Genomic DNA, 22,266 nt, shown 5'->3' with positions numbered 1-22,266 from the left:
CCTCCTATCGTTTCACGACTTCGTTAACCAAAGCGGAAGAATCACATGTAAAATCGCCGCTGTATTCCACAGTCCCAATGGTGCAGCCTGCGCCGATCTGCACATGATTTCCGCGGACTGTCTTCGCGTTCGTGTCCGCCAATTCAATGATGTCACCTTCAATCAGCTCCGCTGTCAGCACCGGGGCCGGCATCAGCTTAAAACGCGTAAGCACGCTCTTTCTGCTCATCACTTTCAAATGGCGGCAGCCGATTTCTTTCACATGGCTTTCTCCCGCCGTCAGCTTAATACTGACTTCATCGGCATTCAGCAGGCCGCCGATCTTGCATTTACCTTCCGAACGGAACGTCTCTGTCTCGCAATCGCCTTCAATCCCGGCTTTCCCGGATATGAAAATATCATCAGCTTTCACATCGCCGCCGAAAGATGAAAATCCCGCGACGTTCAGCCGCTCCGTTTTGACATCACCTTTAATGACACCCGTTCCGTTGATACGGATGGATTCAGCTTCGGCACTGCCGGAAATTTTCCCCGAACCGCTGATCGTCAGCGTTTGCGTCTTGACATGTCCGTCTGTTTTTCCGCTGCCGTTAAACAAAAAGCTCGCGCACTCCACATCACCTGACACCGTGCCGCTTCCGTTGATCTCCACTGTATGAAAACGGCCTCCTTTTGAACTTCCTGAACCGTTGATGATTAATTTATCTGTTACTTCCATTGATGGTCCTCCTGCATCCATTTCGTTTTTAATTCTTCCGATGCCGAAGCAAGCGCCACCCGTTCAACCACTTTGACAGTCGGTTCAAATAAAATCTGTTCCGCGTCAGCGATGAAGCACGTCGTTACGCCAAGCTTTCGGAGCATGACAAGCTCCGTATTTGCTTTCAGTTCGGAAGCCTCATACGTTTTCAGCACCCCTGCCGCCAATTTTCCTTCCTCAAGGCTGATATTGCCCGATCGCAAAAGTCCTTCAAGCACATATAAAGACAGCAGCGCGCGGGACGTGAATGTCACGCCGTCTTCGCCATAAACTTGCAGCGCAGCCTTTGAAATCAGTCCTTTTTGAAGCAGCTCCGCAGACGTTATATTGACATCAGTCATTTGCGGAGACAGCATTTCTCTCATTTCATCCAAAGACAGATTTTCTTTCATTTTCTGTATTTTTGAGATGCGTTTTAATATTTCCGCTCTCGGAAAAAATGTTTCCTGGCCTGTAAATGTTGATTTTCGGATAAACCATTCTTCAGGAATTAAATTTTTCCGTTTCCAGCGGTACAGCTGTCCGTATGAAATTGATGTTTCTTCCAGCAATTCTTTTTTAGAAATCAGTTGTTCCTCCATGAATCCAGCTCCTTCGATGAATGTATTGTAACATAACACTGTTACGTTGTTAAGCCTGGAAATATAAAAATGCCGTGAACAGCTGCTGTCCGTCTTTTTTATTCAATAAAAAAACGCCCGGATGCGGGCGTTTTTTCTCACGTCAAATCTCTGTAATTTTGCTGGCGCAGCGCTTCATATACAAGAATCGCGGCCGTGTTGGACAGGTTTAATGATCTCACATGCTCGGTCATCGGCAGACGCAGGCAGCGGTCCATATTGTTTTCGATCAATTCTTTCGGAAGTCCGCTCGTTTCTCTGCCGAATACGAAGAAAAAGTCTTCCTCCGTATTTGAGTAATCAAATGATGTGTGCGGCTTTTGACCGAATTTTGTAATGAAGAAAAACTTTCCGTTCTCATATGCCTCAAATAACTCTTCCAATGAATCATGATATACGACGTTGACAAACTCCCAATAATCGAGTCCGGCGCGCTTCAGCATTTTATCATCGGTTGAGAATCCGAGCGGGCGGATCAAATGAAGCGTTGTGTCTGTTGCCGCACAAGTACGTGCGATATTTCCCGTATTGGCCGGGATTTCGGGTTGATATAAAACGACATGTAATGCCACGATGTTCACCTCTGTTTTTTATTCCGCCCACCATTATATCATTAATTACTCTTTTGTCGTATCATCCGTAATATGAAAAAACGCATATCTGATGGAAGGAGTATACGCCGTTGAATCCTCATATGACCAATATCTCATTCTGCTGTCATACGTTTGGGCATTGACAAGCGGCATATTGCTTTTATCTTTTGCGACAACGATCGTCGTATGATTAAAACGCCCGTCTCCTTCAAAATCATAGCAAATGATATCTCCGGGCATCAGTTCTTCAGCTCTCGATACTTGCACCGCGCGAAGCCCTGCCTTGGATTGGGCCAGATACATCTTCATCGAATGCGCGACCGTCCAGCTGTAGCTCCACGAGCTTGCCTTCATCCACCAGCCTGAGCCTCTGTTCGGATGCCCCCGCATCGGTGCTTTTCCGGCATGTAAACATTGGGAAATAAAATTGGTGCAATTATCGCTGAAATTTTTATAAGCGGGATTTCGTTTATTCCAAAACTTCTCCGCGTACTGCACGGCAGCCAGACGGTCGTATTGAAACGCCCGCCCGAAATCTTCCCGTTCACTCCGCTCATATTCAATTACGCTGTTTCCGTCAGAAAATCCCGCCGGTTTTTTCTTTACTTCCCGGTCTTTAATCAACAGCTGATCATAGAGAAATGCAGTCCGTTCCTCAATCTGCTCTTCTAAGTAAAGGTGTCCGTCATGCTCCTTGCACAAATATTCGAAATGAATCGTGTACATGACGCATAACGTGCCGTCGTCCTCAAGGCTGCTTTTGACAATGACGGCTTTTGCCTTCGCTTTCACGATGTCAACTTTCCGTTTTTCAAACAGCTCTTTTTTTCTCGTCAGGACCTCAAGATCGCCGGGCTGCCCATTGTGCCTCATCTCGGTTCCGTTGATTAAATAATGAAGCCGGGCCTCCGCTAAATCTTCAATAATATGCTTCAAGCGCTCCACCCACCATACTGTTTTATAAAGAAAAAACACTTGAACTCCGGCCAAGTGCTTTTTCTCTATACATATGTCAGGACCGGCCGGTTTTAGTCTTATCAGAAACCGATAACAGCTCCAGTCCCTTTTCAATTTCCCGTATGGCTTCCTCATCCTGCTCCTTTTGAAGCGCTTTTTCTAATTCCCCCGCATAATCTGGGTCACCGATTTTCCCGATGGCCCAGGCGGCCGTCCCCCTGATGACGGGACGCGGATCTTGGTGCATCAAGGCCGTTAATTCCGGAAGAGACGAGGCATCTTTAAAATGAGCCAAAGCTAAAATCGCATTCCGCTGTATCGGCTTCTTGCCGCGCCATGACCCCGATACATGTCCGAATTTTTCTTTGAATTCGCGATTGCTTATGGTCAAAAGCGGCTTTAACAGCGGCTTTGCGATTTCCGGATCAGGCTCCATCTGCGGATGAAGATGAAAATCTTTCCCCTTATTAATCGGACAGACCGTCTGGCACGTGTCACAGCCATACAGACGGTTTCCGATTTTCGTGCGGAACTCATCCGGCAAAAATCCCTTTGTCTGGGTCAGGAACGAAATACAGCGCTGGGCGTTAAGCTGTCCGGGATTGACGAGTGCGCCGGTCGGACACGCGTCTAAACATTTTGTGCACGTACCGCACATATCTTCAATCGGCACATCCGGTTCAAAGGGCAGATTGGTGATCATTTCAGCCAGATAGACGTAAGAACCGTATTCAGGCGTGGTGATCATGCAGTTTTTGGCGCTGAAGCCGATTCCCGCCCGTTCAGCCACGGCCCTGTCGGACAATTCTCCTGTATCCACCATTGACTTTGTGCGGATATCCTCATGTTTGCTCTGGAGAAAATTCTCCAGCAGATCAAGCTTTTCCCGCAGCACGTCATGATAATCCTTCCCCCAGGAAGCTCTGCAAAAAATGCCGCGCCGCCCGTCCCTCGTGCTCCTCGGCGCATCTTTCATTTTGGAAGGATAAGCAAGGGCGATGGCGACAATCGATTTGGCTTTCGGGAGAAGCAAAGACGGAGTGACCCGTTTTTCAATATCCGGCTCTTCAAAACCGGATAAATAGCCGAGTGATTCCTGAAGAATCAGCCGGTCCCGCAGACTGTCGAACGTATCAGCCGTCGTAAATCCGATTTTGTCGACTCCGATGCTTTTGGCGTATTCGATTAATTCCTCTTTCAGTTTATGAATATTCATTTTTTGCACAGCCTCCTTTCTTTGTGATCAGGCTCCCGCACAGGTATAATAGAGTTTTATCATCCCGAAATGGAGTGAACACACTTGAACATCAGTTTAGATCCACTTATTGCTGAACGGGTGCCGGGGATCAAAGCGGCAGCCGTCTTATATGAACAGATCGAAGTCGGGCCTGCTCCGCAAATGCTGAAAGGCCGCCTCCGTTTATTTCAAGAATCTCTTTACTTTGATTATGCTGACGGCGGTATAGATGAGCAGCCTTTTGTAAGAGAGTGGGCGCGTTTGATGGAACAGCTCAGTCCCGCCTTTTCAGGACAAAAAACGCCGATGGAGCTTATGCTCGGCGATATTTCCCGGGAACGATTCATTGAAAGTGTGAATTCAGCCCATGATACCATACTTTTTTTCTCCTTGAAATATTCATTGCCTATCATGGCGTATGATGCCGCAGAAATAGATGAACCAATTTCAATTACGATCGGAGAAAAAGAAAGCGTACTGTCCTTCTCCGGCCCGGACGGCGTTTTCGGCGACTTCACCGGACATATCAATACACGCCCTGTCACGCCCGGCACAAAGAAAATGCTGCAGCTGATCTTTTTCCCGCCTTCATTTCATGCCGACGCGGCGGATGAGCTGCTATCATCCTTAACAAAAATGTTTGAACAAATTCACGGAGGCACGCATACCGTCTCTTGGCTTTCATAAAAAGACACGCCTTCGTGTCTTTTTTCACATAAAAAAACGCAATACTTCGTTTATCAGAGAAACGAAACACTGCGTTAATAACGTATGTATGGAGCGGGTGATGAGAATCGAACTCACGACATCAGCTTGGAAGGCTGAGGTTTTACCACTAAACTACACCCGCATCAAAGTTCTATTTTGTCAGTAGCGATTTGATGTTTCTAATATTACATGTATATTTTTTTTTCGTCAAGGGAATGTTAAAAAATTTGTCGAAAAAAATTCTTTTTTTGTCCATATGTTAAGTTAGGTTTACATTTTGTTAAATATCTCATACAATATGAAAAAGAAGAAAATTTGAGGTACGCCTGATGATGAAAAATAAAGTAAAAGAGCTGAGAGCCAGATTCGGCTATTCTCAGGAAACGCTTGGAAAAGAAGCCGGAGCCACCAGACAGACGATTGCAGCGATTGAAAAAGGAGATTATGTGCCTTCACTTTTATTGGCGCTTAACATCTGCCGGGCTTTCTCCCTGCCGATGGAGGAAGTTTTCTGGCTGGAGGAGGAGAAAAAATGAGTTTGAAAAGAAAAGCGTGTTTTCACCTTGCACTCTACGGATTAGCCTGCTGGACGCTTATTTCCTTTATGGAAGCGGCGCCGCGGATCGCTCAGTTTTTCCAAACGGAGGGGAGCGGTTCATTTGAGCTGAATATCACTCCGTTTCTGCTGTTTACCGTTTGTGCCTCATTGTATATCTATGCCGAAAAGAAAAAACGAAACGGCAAAAAGCACAGGCTTGTACCCGATGAATTTGAGGAACAGGATGAAAGAGAACGAATGATGACGGCTAAAGCTTGCCGTTCCTCGTATATCGCCGTTTACTTCTCATTGCCGGCCGCAGCCGTTTTGCTTTTGTTTTATCCGCTGATTCAGCCGCATCTACCCTTTTTTCCTATTCTTTTGATTTTCATTCTGATGATGATTCAGCATTTGGCTTATGTTTTCACTTTTCATAAGCACGGCAAAAACTCCGGTTCATGACAGATCCGGAGTTTTTTACATTACCAGCTCGCTTTTTTCACCCCGGGAACCCGGCCTTTATGGGCCAGTTCCCTGAATGCGATTCTGGACAGTTTAAATTTTCTCATATATCCGCGGGGCCGCCCCGTCACCGTACAGCGGTTATGAAGCCTGGCCGGAGCAGAATCACGCGGCAGTTTGCTCAACGCTTCCCAGTCTCCTTTTGCCTTTAATTCTCTTCGGATGTCCGCATATTGTTCAACAAGCTTCTGCCGCTTGAGCTCTTTGATCACTTTTGATTTTTTTGCCATTTCAGCACTCCTAACAAATCGTAATAATTACGTTTTGTATCATATCATCCATATGAGTATCGTGCAAGCTAAGCGCTTAAAAAGGCGGGTGAATACCCGCCTTCACTGCCGGAATTTCCCCGGAAATGAAACCGCAGAAAGCGCCCGCCGTCAATTATCCGCCTTGCGACGTCATCAGACTGTCGCTTTATTTCCTCTTGCAAAATGGTCGTTGCCCATTGCTTCACCCAGTCTGTGCTCAAGCTTTTTAGTCCGTTCATTCTGAAACGGCAGAAGCGGAAACACGAGTTCAGCCAGATAATAAGCTTCTTCCAGATGCGGGTAGCCTGAAAAGATAAACGACTCAATACCGAGTGCCTGATACTCTAAAATTCGAGTAGCGACGGTCTGCGGATCACCGACAAGCGCCGTGCCCGCTCCGCCTCTGACCAGTCCGATGCCAGTCCAGAGATTCGGGCTGATCTCAAGCTTCGAGCGGTCACCGTTATGGAGATCGGCCATCCGTTTTTGTCCCGAAGAATCAGCGCGCCGGAGCGCAGCCTGCGCTTTCGCAATCGTCTCTTCGTCTAAGTGGCTGATTAATCGTTCAGCCGCTTCCCATGCCTCTTCTTCAGTCTCCCGTACAATCACGTGAAGTCTGATGCCAAAACGCATCGTCCTTCCTTCCTTGGCAGCCTGTTTTTTAACGGTTTCAATCTTTTCTTTTACCTGCTCCGGCGGCTCTCCCCATGTTAAATAGACATCTGTATGTTTCGCCGCAGCCTCAATTCCCGCCTGTGATGAACCGCCGAAATATAATTGCGGATGCGGAGACTGTTTTGGCGGAAACAGCAGACTGCTGTTTTCCACCTTGATATGCTCCCCTTCATATGTCACCGTTTCGCCCCGCATGAGTCCGCGCCAGACGGTTAAAAATTCTTCAGTCGCCTTATAACGTTCATCGTGGCTGATAAACATGCCGTCTCCCGCCAGTTCATAAGGATCTCCGCCCGCTACGACATTTACGAGCAAACGGCCGTCTGACAGCCGATCCATTGTCGACGCCATTCTCGCGGCGACAGACGGCTGCATCAGTCCCGGACGGACCGCCACTAAAAATTTCAAGTCACTCGTTTCCCCCGCTAAAGCGGCAGCCGTCAGCCACGGGTCTTCACATGATCTCCCCGTCGGCAGCAGAACCCCCGTATACCCGAGTCTGTCTGCCGCCTGTGCCACTTGCTTAAAATAAAGATGATCCGCCGTTCTCCCTCCCGTTTGCGTCCCTAAATACCGGCCGTCACCATGCGTCGGAATAAACCAAAGAATCTCCATATGAATCTCTCCTTTTTTAATAGGTTACCCTTCATAACTGTTCCGCCATTTTAATAGTTTCCGTTCGAGCATTCTGACCAATGCATCTGTCAGCTTGCCGACAGCCGCAAAAATGATAATGCCGACAAACACCTTATTTGTCTGTGAAAATTGTCTGGCATCCATAATCATATAACCGACGCCCTCGCTCGATCCCATCAGTTCCGCCACCACGAGACCGAGCCACGCAATGCCCAGAGAGAGCCTGATGCCGAGCAGGATATTCGGCAGAGATGCCGGAAGAATTAATTTTGTCATCTGCTGATACCAGTTAAATTCCAGCACCCGCGCGACGTCAAACAGCTTCGCGTCCACACTGCGGATTCCGAGAAACGTATTAATGTACACGGGGAAAAAAGCCCCCAATGCGATCAGCAGAATTTTTGATGTCTCATCAAATCCGAACCACAAAATGAACAGAGGAGTCACGGCCAAGTGCGGAACCGTTCTGAGCATTTGCAGAGACGGATCAAGATATGCTTCCGTCCGCTTTGAAAAACCGACCAGCAGCCCGAAAACAAGCCCGAGGCCAGCGCCAAGCAGAAATCCTGCAGCCGCCCGGTATAAGCTGATCTCTAAATGACCCCAAAGTTCACCTGAAAGAAGAAGTTCCTGAAACGTCTGCAAGATGACGACAGGCGACGGGAGCACCGTGGCCGAGACGATGCCCAGACTTGCGATAAACTGCCATACTGCGATGACCGCAGCCGGGAGTACAACCCCCTTCATCCATTGGTATGAATACTTCCGGGATCTTGCCAGAGCTTTCTTTTCTGATTGGCTTATTGCGCCGGCAGCCGTTGATGCTTCTGCTTTCATTACTTGCCATCCCCCGTTTCAAGCGCTTTTTTAATAAATGAATTGTCAACAACGTCTTTTACATGAATTTTCTTATGAATCGCTTTTGTTTGATATTGAAAATCAGCGGTTTCCTGCTGGGCTTTGACAATATCATCATTGATCGGTTCATTGAGAGGCTCAGTATTGTTAAGCACGTTTCTGACGACTTTCGGATCAAGATGTTTGATTTTCGCATATAAGGAGACAGCTTCATCTTTGTGTTCCTTTTGCCATGTAACTGCTTTATTGAACACTTTCAGAAAACGGACCACCTCATCCGGGTGTTCTTTGGAAAATCCCGTTCTGACTAACGTGAAACCGGGAGAATATAAATCTGTGCTTTCTCCGTTCGCCAATATTTCCGCCCCGTGCTGCAGCGTTTCAATCGACAAATACGGCTCCCAAATGGACCATGCGTCAACTGATTTGTTTTCAAAAGCGGAAACCGCCTCATCAGGCTGAAGCTGGATGATGGTGACGTCATCGGCGGAAAGACCCGCTTTATCTAAAGCTTTATAGAGAAAATCAAAGCCGCTGCTGCCTTTGGCTACGGCGATTTTTTTACCTTTCAATTCTTTCAGGCTCTGAATCCCGCTGCCCTTGTTTACGAGAATGCCGTTTGCCTTTAACCCGTCCTGAGACAGCCCGATCTCTTTAAAATCAATTCCTGCCGCCTGACCGGAAATGACCGGTGAATTGCCGACCTGGGAAAAATCAAGCTTATCGGCGGCAAGACCTTCAAATTGCGGAGGACCGCTTTGGAATTCGACCCATTTTACTTTTATTCCGTCTTTTTTGAAGGCCTCTTCAAACCAGCCTTTTTCCTTGGCAATGAGAAGCGGGCTTAAACTCTGCTGGATGCCGATCCGGATTTCTTTCACCGTTTTCCCGCTCCCTCCTGTCCCGTTTGCACTGCATCCGGAAGACATCATGACTGCTGCGGCTAAAAGAATGATGATTTTTTTCACTTCGCTTCGTCCCTTCTATATCCCGGACCCATCCGCAAACCGGAGGTCTTCCGTTTTCTCAAACTCAGAAAGCACCTTCTGCCGGACGGCCTGAAAATCCGCTGACGTCCGATTGCGCGGATGCGGAAGCTGAATCGGCATCAGGCTGTGCAGCCGGCCGGGCTTTGCCCTGAGGATCGCCAGCTTATCGCCTAAATAGACGGATTCATCAATATCATGCGTGACCAGAATCATCGTCGTTTTTTTCTCGCGCCATATATCAAGCAGCACATCCTGCAAATGTTTTCTCGTAAAAGCGTCAAGCGCCCCGAACGGTTCATCTAAAAGCAGCACCTCCGGCTCACGTAAAAGAGCTCTGGCGATGGCAACCCGCTGCGACATGCCGCCGGATAATTCGCGCAGATAAGCGTTCTCCGCTCCCTGCAGCCTGACAACCTCAATCAGATCATCCACTTTTTTCCGAACGGCCGGGTCGTTCATATTGAGATCGGCAGCGATGTTTTGTTTTACCGTCAGCCAGGGAAACAGCCGGTGCTCCTGAAAGATAAATCCCTGCCGGATGCCCGGTCCCGACACATTGCGGCCGTTTATTGTGACAGAGCCTTTATAATCGGTATCAAGACCGGCAATCAATTTTAAAAGCGTGCTTTTGCCGCATCCGCTCGGCCCGATGACAGTCAAAAATTCTCCCGATGCAATTGACAGCTCAATATCATTCAGCACCGGCGTTTTCCGGCCTTCATGCTCAAAAGCTTTTTCTTGTATGCTGATGGTTACAGCCATCTGTCTTCCCCTCTCTTTCTGCCGCGTGCGATCGAAAAACAAAAAGGCCCCCATCTCCGATTGCTTGCAGAGATGGGAGCCTTCGGCGGTCCGATCGGCAACCCGTTTGTTTTTAAATTTGAATATCATGTTAATTCAAATTATTCCGACTTGTCAACTGTTTTTTATAAGAATTAAAATACGCCCTCCGGCATAACCCTGCCAGAGAGCGCATCGGCTGTATCACGTATTCACTTCCTTTTCTTGGCGGGCGATTTTCAATAATGTCCGCGCGTTGTTGCCGAAAATGTTTTCTATATCTTCTTCCCGCATATTGATTTCCCGGCAGGTCCTCACCTGCTCCTGAAGATATCTGTATACATATCCTCTCGGAAATCCGTTCGAATCCGTCCCGAAGATGATCCGTTCAGCACCGATTAATTCAGATGTCTTTCGAAACAGAATTTCCAAATCAAGCGGGTACGGCATCCACCTCATCCACTGATTTGAGCCGGACGTGTCAATATACACATTCGGGCAGCTCCAGCACAGCTGCAGCAGTTCCTGATAATATCCGGCGCCGAAATGCGGAATGATGAACGGTATATCAGCATACTCTCTCGCAACGCGATAGATGGAGAGCGGGTTGATGTTGCGATGGCTGACAATGCCCCCCGCTCTTCCTAAAAGCCCAAAGTGAATTAATACAGGCAGCCTTTTGTCAGCTAAATAAGTCCACAGCTTTTTCAGCGACGGATCATGAAAATCGATGTCTGTCAGCGGCCCGAACAGTTTATATCCTTTCAGACCGAGCTCTTCTACCGCTCTTTTCAGCTCTTCATACGCATCCTCCCGCTCCAAAGGATGATATGCAAATCCGGTAAATCTCGCGGGATTGGCTTGAATAAACGCCGCCATCCGGTCATTGCTCTCTGCTGTTAAAAAATTCAGCACGTCAATGCCGTACTTATCTAATTCATTCTCCCATCTTGTCATCAAAGCGATTTCGCCCTCATCGCCATCAACATCATGCGGATCAGGAAAGTCCCAAGTCAGATTCATTCTTTCTGACCGCTCCCGGTTATAATCGGAAAATGTCTTATCGTTTTTGCCGAAATAAAGGCTGTACGGCAGATGACCGTGAATATCGACAGGTTTAAAATGCTGTCGGAAAAGCATACAATCGCCGCCTCCCTTACCGCCTGACAATAAAAAAGGCCCTTATCCAGTGAAGAATAAGAGCCTCTTGTGTCCAAGTCAGCGGTTTCTATTTTTCCTCATCTTAAACCCATTATTCCCGTCAGTCAAGTAGGCTTTCAAAACCAAACTCTTTTTTCGATAATAAAAATAATTATTTTATAATCATTATAAAATAATATTGACTTTTTACTGATAGGTGATATTATGTTTTTATAAATCTAAAGAGGTGATCACATGAGTTCAAATAAATTGACAACCAGCTGGGGCGCTCCTGTCGGAGATAACCAAAACTCAATGACGGCCGGCGATCGCGGTCCTGCTTTAATACAAGACGTCCATCTGCTTGAGAAATTGGCGCACTTTAACAGAGAACGCGTTCCCGAGCGTGTCGTTCACGCAAAAGGCGCGGGCGCACACGGTTATTTTGAAGTCACAAATGACGTTACAAAATATACGAAAGCCGCATTTCTGTCAGAAGTCGGTAAACGCACGCCGCTCTTCATCCGTTTCTCAACCGTTGCGGGCGAACTGGGCTCTAGTGACACAGTGCGCGACCCGCGCGGATTTGCCGTTAAGTTTTATACAGAAGAAGGAAACTACGACATCGTCGGAAACAATACACCCGTGTTCTTCATCCGCGATGCCATCAAGTTCCCTGACTTTATCCATACACAAAAAAGAGATCCGAGAACACATCTGAAAAATCCGACGGCCGTTTGGGATTTCTGGTCTCTGTCGCCGGAATCCCTGCACCAGGTAACCATTCTGATGTCAGACCGGGGCATTCCGGCGACTCTTCGCCATATGCACGGATTCGGAAGCCATACATTTAAATGGACAAATGATAATGGCGAAGGCGTCTGGATTAAATATCACTTTAAAACAGAGCAAGGCGTGAAAAACCTTGATGTAAATACAGCCGCAAAAATCGCGGGCGAAAATCCCGATTACCATACGGAAGATTTGTTCAATGCGATTGAAAACGGCGATTTCCCCGCATGGAAATTATATGTTCAAATCATGCCGTTAGAAGACGCAAACACATATCGCTTTGATCCGTTTGACGTCACAAAAGTATGGTCTCAAAAAGACTATCCGCTCATTGAAGTCGGCCGCATGGTTCTGAACCGCAATCCGGAAAATTACTTTGCGGAAGTAGAACAGGCGACGTTCTCTCCCGGCACATTAGTCCCCGGCGTCGACGTCTCACCTGACAAAATGCTTCAAGGCCGGTTGTTCGCATACCATGACGCGCATCGCTACCGTGTCGGCGCGAACCATCAGGCGCTGCCGATCAACCGTTCCCGCAATGAAGTGAAAAACTATCAGCGTGACGGACAAATGCGTTTTGATGAAAACGGCGGCCGCTCCGTCTATTACGAGCCTAACAGCTTCGGCGGCCCGAAAGAGTCACCTGAAGATAAACAGGCGGCATATCCTGTATCAGGTTTCGCTGACAGTGTAAGCTATAATCATCATGATCATTACACACAAGCCGGCGACCTGTACCGCCTGATGAGCGAGGAAGAGCGCGCGCGCCTTGTCGCCAATATCGTCAGTGCGATGAAACCTGTGGAAAAAGAAGAAATTAAGCTGCGCCAGATCGGCCACTTCTACAAGGCTGATCCTGAGTACGGCAGACGCGTTGCCGAAGGACTCGGACTGCCATCACCAAAATAACATCAAAAAACCTGCCGGTCTGCCCGGCAGGTTTTTCCTGTTTATTATCAATAAAACCGTTTTTTTCTCAATTACACGAAGTGGCATGCCGCAAAATGATGAAGCCCTTTTTCTGACAGCGCCGGACTTTTCTCAGCACATATCTTCTTGGCTGCCGGGCATCTCGTTCGGAATTTACAGCCTGAAGGCGGATCAGAGGGGCTCGGTATATCACCCTTTAAAATTATCCGCTCCCTTTTCGCTCCGGGATCAGGAACAGGCACGGCTGATAACAGCGCTTTCGTATAAGGGTGAAGCGGCCGTGAAAAGAGCTCCTCCTTTGACGCGTATTCCACAATCGTCCCTAAATACATAATGGCGACCTTCGTACATAAGTGCTCCACCACGCTTAAATCATGAGAAATGAACAAATATGACAGCCCGTGCTGTTTTTGAAGGCTGCTGAACAAATTGATCATCTGCGCCTGGATGGAGACATCTAACGCCGCCACGGGTTCATCCATAATGATAAATTGCGGCTTGAGCGCCATCGCTCTTGCAATCACGATCCGCTGCCGCTGCCCTCCGGAAAATTCATGCGGATATCGATCGATAAAGTTTGCGGAAAGTCCGCAGGCTTCAAGAACTTCCGCCGCTTTATCACGCGCGTTCCGCTTTACCGCCAATTGATGCTCGATCATCGCTTCACCGATGGCTTCTCCGATCCGGCGCCGGGGATTTAAAGAACTGAACGGATCTTGAAAAATGAGCTGCGCTTCCGATCTGAAAGTTTTGAGCTCGCGCCGGCTCATCCGAAACACATCACGCCCCTGAAAAAACACCTCTCCCTCTGTTTTTTCATGAAGCCTCAAAATGGTCTTGCCGATTGATGACTTTCCGCTGCCCGATTCTCCCGCTAAGCCGAACACTTCTCCCTTTCCTATCGTAAAACTGACACCGTCAACTGCTTTTACGGGATTTTTGCGGGTCTTTCTCATCCCCCCATGCTCCTCGTAATATTTTTTCAGCCCCTTGACCTCCAGCAACACATCACTCATCCGCTTTCTCCTCTCTGTAAAGCCAGCACGCCGCCTGATGCCCCTTCCCGAATTCAGTAAAATTCGGGCTCGATTTCCAGCATATTTCCGTGCTGTGTTCACATCGGTCCGCAAAATAACAAGACGATCCCGACAGGTCCGCAAGCTCGGGGACCTGCCCCGGAATGGTGTACAGCATCTCCCTTCTTTGACCGATAACCGGCTTGGCCGCGAGCAGCCCTTTCGTATACGGATGCTTCGGATCAGAAAACAGCCTTGCAACCGGTCCTTCCTCCACAATTTTTCCCGCATACATGACAATCACATAATCAGCCATTTCAGCAACCACGCCAAGGTCATGAGTAATGAATAAAATAGACGTGCGAAATTGCTTTTTCATATCCCGCAATAAATCCAATATCTGCGCCTGAATGGTTACGTCAAGCGCTGTCGTCGGCTCGTCGGCAATGATCAATTTCGGTTCGCAGCTTAGCGCGACAGCCGTCATGATGCGCTGCAGCATGCCGCCGCTCAGCTCATGAGGATATCGGTGCATAACCTGCTCGGCATGCGGGATCTCCACTAACGTGATCAGTTCAACGGCCTTCCGCCATGCTTCTTTCTTACTCAACAACAAATGTTCGCGAATCGGTTCGGTCAGCTGCTCACCGATTGTAAACACCGGATTCAAAGATGTCATCGGTTCCTGAAATATCATCCCGATTTCGCTGCCGCGGATTTTCTGCATGTCTTTTGGTTTCAATTCCAACAGGTTCCGTCCGGAAAAATGCACCGCTCCCCGTTCGATTCTCCCCGTCTCGGGAAGAAGCTGCATAATGGACAATGACGCCATGCTTTTCCCGCAGCCGGACTCCCCTACAATACAAACCGTTTCCTCCTCATGTATCGTAAAGCTGACATCGTCCACGGCCCTTACCGCCCCCTCCTCTGTATAAAAAGCCGTTTCCAAATGCCTTACTTCTAAAAGCGGTTTTTTCATTTCATTTTCACCTGCCGTTTTACCTTAGGATCAAAAGCGTCTCTTAAACCGTCTCCAAGCAGATGAATCGCCACAACGGTCAGAAAAATGGCCGTTCCCGGCGGAATCCACAGCCACGGGCGGAGTGTAAAATCCATAAAATGATTCGCCGCTTCCATCATGTTTCCCCAAGAAGGTGTCGGCGGAGCAACGCCAAGCCCGAGAAAACTCAGCGCCGATTCACTCAGCATCGCTCCCGCCACATGCAAAGTCGCCGCTACCAGTAATAACGGCAATGTATTGGGAAGCAAATGATAGAGGATTTTCCGTTTATCACTAAGCCCCAAAACTTCCGCGGCCATCATAAACGGCTGCTCCTTCAGCGACAAAATCTGTCCGCGTACAAGCCGCGCCAAACCGGGCCATCCGATCAGGCTTAACATCATCATAATCAGGTACATTCTGTATTCAGAAGGCACTTTCCACTCCGACATCACCGCAGCCAAAACCAAAAGCAGCGGCAGGCCCGGGATGGACATGAGCATATCAGCGATGCGCATAATGATCATATCAGCGGCTCCCCGATAAAATCCGGCCGCAGCCCCGAGTAAAGAACCGATGACAAGCGACAGCACCATTGAAGCAAGCCCCACAGTCAGAGAAATCTGCCCCGCCAGCATCAGCCTCGTCAGCACATCTCTCCCGTACTGGTCGGTTCCCAGCCAATGATGGATTCCCGGCTGCTGATTGGCATTTGAAATATCCGTCCGATCTGTTATGTACGGAGAAAAAGACGGCCCGATAAAGCACAATAAAAACATAAAACATAAGAAAAGAAGACTGATGACCGTCAGCTTATGCTGCAGCAGGCGGCGGTACGTCTGCTTCCAAAGAGAAGGCGGCACCCCTTTTTGTTTTTTCATTCCGAACACCCCCTATTTAAGCCTGACCCGCGGATCAACCGCGGCATAAGCGATATCCGCCAAGAAGTTCCCCACAATCGTTAAACAAGACAAAAACAAGGTAAACGCCATCAAAACCGGATAATCACGATAATGCACAGATTCCAGCTGAATACGTCCGACACCCGGCCACCCGAAAATCTGTTCAATAATGATGGCTCCGGAAAACAGTCCCGGCAGTTCAAAAGCAAGCAGGGTGATGGCCGGAATGAGCGCGTTTTTCAACGCATGTTTCCAGATGACGGTGCGCTCTTTCAATCCCTTCGCTCTCGCCGTTCTGATATAATCCTGTCTGATCACGTCCAGCATGCCGGAGCGGAAATACCTTGTCAGCGAGCCGATGCCGAGCATAGATAAAATCACGACCGGAAGAATCATATGTCTGGCGGCTTCAAGCACGTACGAAAAACCTGTACTCGTGCTTCCGGTATCAATCATCCCGCCGACGGGCAATATTTTCAAATCCACCCCAAACCACTTAATAAACAGAAGGCTGATAAAAAAAGACGGGAACGCCATGGAAGCAAAAACAAGAAACGTCACGATCCCGTCAAACCATGAGTATTTCCTGACAGCGGATATGACACCCGTAATCATCGCGGCTGACCATGTGACAAGCAACGCCAAAAACGCGACAAAAAACGAATTCCAGACATATTTCCGAAGCAGTGACAGGACGTTCTCCTGATATTTCAAAGAAAACCCAAAATCTCCGCTGAGCACATTTCCGAGCCACGTCACATAGCGCTGCCAAATCGGCTGATCCAGCCCGTAAAGCGCTTTTAACTCCATCGCTCTTTCCGGAGTCAGATTGACATTGGAATCAATATAGTCGCCAGGCAGCATGGCGAATAAGAAAAAAATAATAAAGGACGTACCAAATAAGATCACAAGCATTTGAATGAATCGTTCTGCGGCATACCGTTTCATAAAAAGCCCCTCCTTTCCGCTGAAAGGGCAAAATCCCCAGGATGCACCGGGTATTTTGCCCAACCGTTCTATTGAATTGAGACATTTGAGAGACTTGAACTGATTCCAGAATAATTGTCAGGCTCAAGCCCTTTTATTTTTCCGCTGACCGCCCTTGCGCTCTGACGGTAATGAATCAGAATGTAAGGCGGGTTTTCCCCGAGCTCCCGGTACAGCTGGTGATAAATCTCTTTTCTTTTGCTGATATCAAGCGTGCCGGCTCCTTTCTCTATCAGCCGGTCCGCTTTCGGATTGGAATATCCCGTTACATTATTGGGATGGCCGGAAGCCAGCTTTTCCACCGTGTCATTCGGATCAAGAATCTGCGAGGTGGAAACGGCGGCAAGGTCATATTGTTTGTCATTTATTTTCGCTACTTCCGTATTAAAATCCATCACTTCCGGTTTTAATGCGATTCCGATGTCCGCGTAATTTTCTTTCGCGATCGGGATGAAATCATCATCCGCTTTAGACGTGTAATAGCTGATTTCAAGCTTTTTTCCGTTTTTTTCACGTACACCGGCTTTGCCCGTTTTCCAGCCTGCTTCATCGAGAAGCTTTTTGGCTTTTTCAGGGTTAAACGCGTACCGATTGACACCTTTGTCATCATAAGCCCACGAAACCGGAGACACCGGAACATTCGCGACCTCTCCGTAGCGTTTAAAGCGTACATCGACGATTTTTTGACGGTCAAGTCCGTAAATAAGCGCCTGGGACACTTTCTTATCTTGAAAAGGCAGACGCTTGTGATTGACGTACACAAGCCCGTAATCATTCACGACAGATACGCTTATATTGGCAAAACCGAGACTTTTTAAGTGCTGAACCGTATCATCATCAGGTGAGAAAGAAGCGTAATCAAGGTCACTCGTTTCAAACAGCTGAAGGGAAGTTGACGCATCGATAATTTTATAAATCAGCTTTTCGGTTTTCGGTTTTCCGGCATAATAGTGTTCATTAGCCTGATAGCGTATTTCCTGTCCCGGAAGGTATTCTGTAAATTGATAAGGTCCCGCTCCGAGCGGTTTGGCATAAAGCTCTTTTAAATAGTCCAGTTTGCCGAATCGATAATTCTTCCCGTAGTAAGCTTCTGACAGCACCTGCCCGCCTAAAAGAAGCAGCGACTTCGCACTGACTTTCTCAGTCGTGATTTGAATGGTTCTGTCATCAAGGACGCGAATGCCTTCTATCGTCTTTGCCTTTCCTTCTTTGTAAGCCTTGCCGCCTTTAATATAAGCCGTGGTGATATCTTCATAGCCCGCGTATGCAGGATCATGCAGCAGTGTTAAAGTGAATGCGGCATCCTTTGCGGTCAGCGGTGAACCGTCGCTGAAAACGAGATTTTTTCTTAAACGGAACGTGTAGGTAAGCTGATCTTTGGAAACTTTCCAGCTTTCCGCAAGAGCCGGGGCTGGCTTCCCCGTTTTATCCAGTTTGACTAACGGCTCAAAAATAGGATCTGTCGCATTTCCGTCCCAGCCGTTTTCGTAAAAGTACGGCAGAAACACGCCGCCCGGCGCGGAAATCCCAGCAACAAAAGTATCAGTTCTGGCTTTCGATTTAGCGGGAATCGCCGCCGGATGAGAAGCTTTAAATTCCTTTGTCTTGACATGGGCGATACGTGTTTCTTCCTTTTTATCCGCCGCAGATGACGGTTCTTCTCCGGCACTCCCTAACGCGCACCCTGATAACGTGATGGATACCGACAGCGCGAGTACCGTTGTTTTTATCCTCCATTTTCTCTCCTTCATCTTTATCGAACCCCCGCATGCTTTTCATCTATCTTTATATAAATCTGCTCCATCTGTTTCTCATTTCTCATAATCTCCCGTTTGTTTTTCTCTACAAGCAGTTCGAAATTCAATGTGTGTTTTCTGTACTTTTTTCGTTTTTTGCTCTTTTTGCGCACATGTGGTACCTTTTTTAACGCCACTTTTCATCCCTCCGCTTTTCATTTCATTCAATGACTTTCACGCAAAAAAGGCCCTTATCTGTTTAAAAGATAAGAGCCTTCGGTGATCCGATCAGCCATCGTTTGGAAATATGTAATGATTATGTTAATTCATATAATCCCTACCTGTCAACTATAATTTAAAATATCGTTTCCTTCCGGGGGTTTTCCTCATACACTCTCTCATTTTTCCGCATATGCTAGAAAACATAGCAGATTACAAGTGAAAGTGAGTGAGAATGTGGAAAAGACAACATTGACCGGTCGCATCGTCAAAAAAGATGACCCGGACTATAATGCTGCGAGAACCAATATCAATTTAAGCCTGCAAAGATATCCAGACATCATTGTGTTTTGTCAAAATAAACATGACGCCCTCAATGCGCTGAGATGGGCACGTGAGAACAATGTGCCTTTCCGTATCAGAGGCGGAAGACACAGCTACGAAAATTTTTCCCTGTTAAATGACGGACTAGTCATTGATCTCAGTGAAATGAAGAAAATAAGAGTAAATGAGGATAAGCGGCTGGTCTCGATTGAAGCGGGAGCCGAATTGGGGGAAGTCTACCGGACACTCTGGCGGTACGGCTTGACCCTTCCTGCGGGAACCATTGCGAATGTGGGAATCACGGGGCTGACGCTCGGGGGAGGAATCGGATATTTAACAAGGACAGCCGGACTTACTTGCGATCGTCTCCTCCAGCTCGAAATGATCATAGCGGACGAAAAAGCGGGTGCTGAATTGATCACAGTCAACCGTTCAAAGCACTCTGATCTATTTTGGGCGTCTCAGGGAGGAGGGGGAGGCAACTTCGGCATTGTCACATCCATGATGTTTAAAGCCGTGCCGATCTCATGCGTGTCTGTTTTTTCTGTCACTTGGGGCTGGGATGATTTTGAGGAAGTATTTAACACATGGCAGCGCTGGGCTCCATTTACAGACAACCGGCTTACCTCATCAATTCAGTTCTGGCCTAAGGAAGTCAACCGCATAGAAGCGCTCGGTCAATTTACCGGGACAAAGGATGAGCTGAAAGAACTGCTGGCTCCGTTAATGAAAGCGGGAAAACCGACAAGCGGCATGGTCAAGACATTGCCATTTATTAAAGCGGCAGCCTTTTTTAACAGCCCGGGAGGCAATCAGCCGCAAAAGATGAAGCGGTCAGGATCCTTTATTGAAAAACCATTATCAACACGCGCGATTTCCACTTTAAAGCGCTATTTAGAGCACGCTCCGAACGAAAACGCCAGTGTCTGGCAGCAATCTCTCGGCGGTGCGGCCGGACGGATCGCTCCGGACCAAACGGCATTCTACTATCGCAACGCAATCATTGCCCAAGAATATATTACAACTTGGACATCTGCTGAAGAAGAAAGACAAAATGTCCGCTGGATCGAAGGATTGAGAACGTCCCTATCAAGAGAAACGATGGGAGATTACGTGAATTGGCCTGATAGAGAAATCAGAAACTGGCCGCAAACGTATTACGGAGAAAATGTTCACCGCCTCCGTCAAGTCAAAACGAAATATGATCCGGAAAATATATTCCGCTTTGAGCAGAGCATTCCGCCGCTTCGCCGTTCACCGTTTTTCTAAAAAAGATGAAGATGGGCAAACTCCATCTTCATCTTTTCTTTTATTGATATAAGCGGCTTCCCTTCTCTGCAAACTCTTTTGCTTTTTCTTTCAGCCCCTCATTGACGGCCTCATCTTCAGTAAGTCCGTTTTCCTTCGCATAATCACGAATATCCTGAGAAATTCTCATGCTGCAGAACTTCGGACCGCACATCGAACAGAAGTGAGCTGTTTTTGCGCCTTCAGCCGGCAGCGTTTCATCATGATATTCCATTGCTCTTTCAGGATCAAGCGACAAATGAAATTGATCACGCCAACGGAATTCAAACCGCGCCTTAGACAGAGCATCGTCACGGATCTGTGCACCCGGATGCCCTTTAGCAAGGTCTGCGGCATGTGCCGCGATTTTGTACGTAATGACGCCTTCTCTTACATCATCACGATTCGGCAGCCCCAAATGCTCCTTCGGCGTGACATAGCAAAGCATCGCCGTCCCGTACCAGCCGATCATCGCCGCGCCGATTGCTGAAGTAATGTGGTCATAACCCGGAGCGATATCCGTCGTTAATGGCCCGAGCGTGTAAAAAGGCGCCTCTTTACAAATTTCCAGCTGCTTGTCCATGTTTTCCTTAATTTTATGCATCGGCACATGACCCGGTCCTTCGATCATCACTTGCACATCGTGCTTCCACGCAATCTCCGTCAATTCTCCGAGAGTCTCCAATTCCGCAAACTGCGCTTCATCATTGGCATCCGCAATCGAACCGGGGCGAAGCCCGTCACCAAGTGAAAAAGCGATATCATAGGCCTTCATGATTTCACAAATTTCTTCAAAATGCGTGTACAGAAAGCTTTCCTGATGATGGGCCAGGCACCATTGCGCCATAATCGCCCCGCCGCGGGAAACGATTCCCGTCGTGCGTTTGGCCGTTAACGGGACGTAACGAAGCAGTACGCCGGCATGGATGGTGAAATAATCCACGCCCTGCTCCGCCTGCTCAATCAATGTGTCACGATAAATGTCCCACGTTAAATCCTCGGCAATGCCATTAACTTTTTCAAGCGCCTGATAAATCGGCACCGTCCCCACAGGCACGGGGCAGTTGCGGATAATCCATTCACGCGTCGTATGAATGTCTTTTCCCGTGGATAAGTCCATCATCGTATCGGCGCCCCAGCGAATCGCCCACGTCATTTTTTCGACTTCTTCTTCGATAGAAGATGTAACAGCCGAGTTGCCGATATTTGCATTGATTTTCACATGAAAATTCCGGCCGATAATCATCGGCTCGCTTTCCGGGTGGTTGACGTTAGAAGGAATAATCGCCCGTCCGCTCGCCACCTCTTCCCTGACAAATTCGGGAGACACATGCTCACGTATTGCGATAAACTCCATTTCCGGCGTAATGATGCCTTTTCTCGCATAATGCAATTGTGTTACATTTTTCCCCGGCTTGGCCCGAAGCGGTTTCCGCTGTAGGCCGGGGTATTCGGCGGCACGGCCCTCTTTTTTATAGCCGTTGTCTTCAGGTCTCACGGTCCGGCCGTTATATTCTTCTACATCTCCGCGCCCGGTAATCCACTTTGTGCGGAGCGCCCCCAGCCCTTTATGAATATCAATCTGTACATCCGGATCTGTATACGGCCCGCTCGTATCATAAACACGGACCGGCGCATTCTCCTCTTCCCCGAATGCCCCCGTAGTCGCACTCAGGCTGATTTCCCGCATCGGCACTCGTATATCGGGCGAAGAACCTTCTGCATAAACCTTTTTACTGCCGGAAAAACTCGACATAATGGAAATGTTCGCTTGCTGTACTGATTGATTTTGCATACAAATCTCTCCTT

General features: G+C 48.0%; 23 protein-coding genes and 1 tRNA gene. 5 read left to right on the top strand and 19 right to left on the bottom strand.

Translation table 11 applies throughout. The features are described 5' to 3' along the window. Positions 1 to 4: 4 nt before the first annotated feature. The 5 genes from G4O42_RS04575 to queG form a co-directional block, all read right to left on the bottom strand. A complete protein-coding gene (locus tag G4O42_RS04575; protein WP_032874209.1) occupies positions 5 to 718 on the bottom strand; it encodes a polymer-forming cytoskeletal protein in 714 nt (237 codons plus the stop codon). Next, positions 709 to 1,341, bottom strand: coding sequence for a YhbD family protein (locus G4O42_RS04570; RefSeq protein WP_032874207.1), 633 nt, complete (start codon positions 1,339 to 1,341; stop codon positions 709 to 711). Before G4O42_RS04570 ends, G4O42_RS04575 begins: the two co-directional genes overlap by 10 nt. A gap of 137 nt (positions 1,342 to 1,478) precedes the next feature. Further along, complete coding sequence (gene trmL / locus G4O42_RS04565) at positions 1,479 to 1,961, bottom strand: tRNA (uridine(34)/cytosine(34)/5-carboxymethylaminomethyluridine(34)-2'-O)-methyltransferase TrmL (RefSeq protein WP_007610253.1); 483 nt, start codon at positions 1,959 to 1,961, stop codon at positions 1,479 to 1,481. Positions 1,962 to 1,997: 36 nt separating this feature from the next. After that, a complete protein-coding gene (locus tag G4O42_RS04560) occupies positions 1,998 to 2,909 on the bottom strand; it encodes an amidase domain-containing protein (protein ID WP_032875156.1) in 912 nt (303 codons plus the stop codon). Positions 2,910 to 2,985: 76 nt separating this feature from the next. Further along, positions 2,986 to 4,146 (bottom strand): tRNA epoxyqueuosine(34) reductase QueG, encoded by a 1,161-nt coding sequence (queG, locus tag G4O42_RS04555; RefSeq protein WP_015239452.1) that lies wholly within the window; start codon positions 4,144 to 4,146, stop codon positions 2,986 to 2,988. A gap of 84 nt (positions 4,147 to 4,230) precedes the next feature. On the opposite strand from queG, the gene G4O42_RS04550 reads away from it, so the two are divergent. Continuing rightward, positions 4,231 to 4,854 (top strand): hypothetical protein, encoded by a 624-nt coding sequence (locus G4O42_RS04550; protein WP_032874205.1) that lies wholly within the window; start codon positions 4,231 to 4,233, stop codon positions 4,852 to 4,854. 89 nt (positions 4,855 to 4,943) lie between these two features. On the opposite strand, the gene G4O42_RS04545 is transcribed toward G4O42_RS04550, so the two are convergent. Further along, positions 4,944 to 5,017, bottom strand: a tRNA-Gly gene (locus G4O42_RS04545). A 190-nt stretch (positions 5,018 to 5,207) separates the two neighbouring features. On the opposite strand from G4O42_RS04545, the gene G4O42_RS04540 reads away from it, so the two are divergent. Both G4O42_RS04540 and G4O42_RS04535 read left to right on the top strand, forming a co-directional pair. Next, on the top strand, positions 5,208 to 5,411 hold the full coding sequence (locus G4O42_RS04540; RefSeq protein WP_003155407.1) for a helix-turn-helix transcriptional regulator: 204 nt from the start codon (positions 5,208 to 5,210) through the stop codon (positions 5,409 to 5,411). Beyond that, entirely contained in the window at positions 5,408 to 5,875 is a 468-nt protein-coding gene (locus G4O42_RS04535) for a hypothetical protein (RefSeq protein WP_032874203.1), read from the top strand. The genes G4O42_RS04540 and G4O42_RS04535 overlap by 4 nt, the downstream gene beginning before the upstream one ends. Positions 5,876 to 5,895: 20 nt before the next feature. Here G4O42_RS04535 and rpsN read toward each other — a convergent pair whose 3' ends face one another. The 6 genes from rpsN to G4O42_RS04505 all read right to left on the bottom strand — a co-directional run bounded on the left by rpsN (position 5,896) and on the right by G4O42_RS04505 (position 11,264). After that, positions 5,896 to 6,165 carry a 30S ribosomal protein S14 gene (gene rpsN / locus G4O42_RS04530; RefSeq protein WP_014417259.1) on the bottom strand — a complete coding sequence of 90 codons (270 nt, stop codon included), beginning with the start codon at positions 6,163 to 6,165 and terminating at the stop codon, positions 5,896 to 5,898. A 174-nt stretch (positions 6,166 to 6,339) separates the two neighbouring features. Beyond that, complete coding sequence (ssuD, locus tag G4O42_RS04525; protein WP_032874201.1) at positions 6,340 to 7,476, bottom strand: FMNH2-dependent alkanesulfonate monooxygenase; 1,137 nt, start codon at positions 7,474 to 7,476, stop codon at positions 6,340 to 6,342. Between the two features lie 24 nt (positions 7,477 to 7,500). Further along, positions 7,501 to 8,334 (bottom strand): ABC transporter permease, encoded by an 834-nt coding sequence (locus G4O42_RS04520; RefSeq protein ID WP_022552806.1) that lies wholly within the window; start codon positions 8,332 to 8,334, stop codon positions 7,501 to 7,503. Next, positions 8,334 to 9,323, bottom strand: a complete 990-nt coding sequence (locus G4O42_RS04515) for an aliphatic sulfonate ABC transporter substrate-binding protein (protein WP_032874199.1) — start codon at positions 9,321 to 9,323, stop codon at positions 8,334 to 8,336. The genes G4O42_RS04520 and G4O42_RS04515 overlap by 1 nt, the downstream gene beginning before the upstream one ends. 15 nt (positions 9,324 to 9,338) lie before the next feature. Then, entirely contained in the window at positions 9,339 to 10,106 is a 768-nt protein-coding gene (locus G4O42_RS04510) for an ABC transporter ATP-binding protein (protein ID WP_032874197.1), read from the bottom strand. Positions 10,107 to 10,328: 222 nt separating this feature from the next. After that, positions 10,329 to 11,264: an amidohydrolase family protein gene (locus tag G4O42_RS04505; RefSeq protein WP_032874194.1), complete on the bottom strand. Its 936-nt coding sequence runs from the start codon at positions 11,262 to 11,264 to the stop codon at positions 10,329 to 10,331. A gap of 255 nt (positions 11,265 to 11,519) precedes the next feature. Here G4O42_RS04505 and katA point away from each other — a divergent pair, with 255 nt between their 5' ends. Next, on the top strand, positions 11,520 to 12,965 hold the full coding sequence (katA, locus tag G4O42_RS04500) for a catalase KatA (RefSeq protein WP_032874191.1): 1,446 nt from the start codon (positions 11,520 to 11,522) through the stop codon (positions 12,963 to 12,965). A 71-nt stretch (positions 12,966 to 13,036) separates the two neighbouring features. Here the strand turns inward: katA and G4O42_RS04495 are convergent, their stop codons facing one another. The 6 genes from G4O42_RS04495 to G4O42_RS04470 form a co-directional block, all read right to left on the bottom strand. Next, positions 13,037 to 14,002: an ABC transporter ATP-binding protein gene (locus G4O42_RS04495; protein WP_015417084.1), complete on the bottom strand. Its 966-nt coding sequence runs from the start codon at positions 14,000 to 14,002 to the stop codon at positions 13,037 to 13,039. Then, a complete protein-coding gene (locus tag G4O42_RS04490; RefSeq protein ID WP_032874189.1) occupies positions 13,995 to 14,981 on the bottom strand; it encodes an ABC transporter ATP-binding protein in 987 nt (328 codons plus the stop codon). The genes G4O42_RS04495 and G4O42_RS04490 overlap by 8 nt, the downstream gene beginning before the upstream one ends. Continuing rightward, positions 14,978 to 15,883, bottom strand: a complete 906-nt coding sequence (opp4C, locus tag G4O42_RS04485) for an oligopeptide ABC transporter permease (protein ID WP_032874186.1) — start codon at positions 15,881 to 15,883, stop codon at positions 14,978 to 14,980. Before opp4C ends, G4O42_RS04490 begins: the two co-directional genes overlap by 4 nt. A 12-nt stretch (positions 15,884 to 15,895) precedes the next feature. Beyond that, positions 15,896 to 16,852: an ABC transporter permease gene (locus G4O42_RS04480; RefSeq protein WP_032874184.1), complete on the bottom strand. Its 957-nt coding sequence runs from the start codon at positions 16,850 to 16,852 to the stop codon at positions 15,896 to 15,898. A 68-nt stretch (positions 16,853 to 16,920) separates the two neighbouring features. Continuing rightward, positions 16,921 to 18,642 (bottom strand): ABC transporter substrate-binding protein, encoded by a 1,722-nt coding sequence (locus tag G4O42_RS04475; RefSeq protein ID WP_032874182.1) that lies wholly within the window; start codon positions 18,640 to 18,642, stop codon positions 16,921 to 16,923. Positions 18,643 to 18,644: 2 nt separating this feature from the next. Next, on the bottom strand, positions 18,645 to 18,824 hold the full coding sequence (locus tag G4O42_RS04470) for an FbpB family small basic protein (RefSeq protein WP_032874179.1): 180 nt from the start codon (positions 18,822 to 18,824) through the stop codon (positions 18,645 to 18,647). A 259-nt stretch (positions 18,825 to 19,083) separates the two neighbouring features. On the opposite strand from G4O42_RS04470, the gene G4O42_RS04465 reads away from it, so the two are divergent. Further along, positions 19,084 to 20,439, top strand: coding sequence for an FAD-binding oxidoreductase (locus tag G4O42_RS04465; RefSeq protein ID WP_032875153.1), 1,356 nt, complete (start codon positions 19,084 to 19,086; stop codon positions 20,437 to 20,439). 40 nt (positions 20,440 to 20,479) lie between these two features. Here G4O42_RS04465 and thiC read toward each other — a convergent pair whose 3' ends face one another. After that, the gene (gene thiC, locus G4O42_RS04460; protein ID WP_032874176.1) at positions 20,480 to 22,252 is read right to left on the bottom strand and encodes a phosphomethylpyrimidine synthase ThiC; all 1,773 of its coding nucleotides are present in this window, start codon (positions 22,250 to 22,252) and stop codon (positions 20,480 to 20,482) included. Between the last annotated feature and the right edge of the window lie 14 nt (positions 22,253 to 22,266).

The sequence above is a fragment of the Bacillus sp. LUNF1 genome, assembly GCF_011008975.1.
In the GTDB taxonomy this organism is placed as follows: Bacteria; Bacillota; Bacilli; order Bacillales; family Bacillaceae; genus Bacillus; species Bacillus velezensis.
Note: the sequence above shows the minus strand (reverse complement) of the source record. Positions and strands in the feature narration are given on the sequence as shown.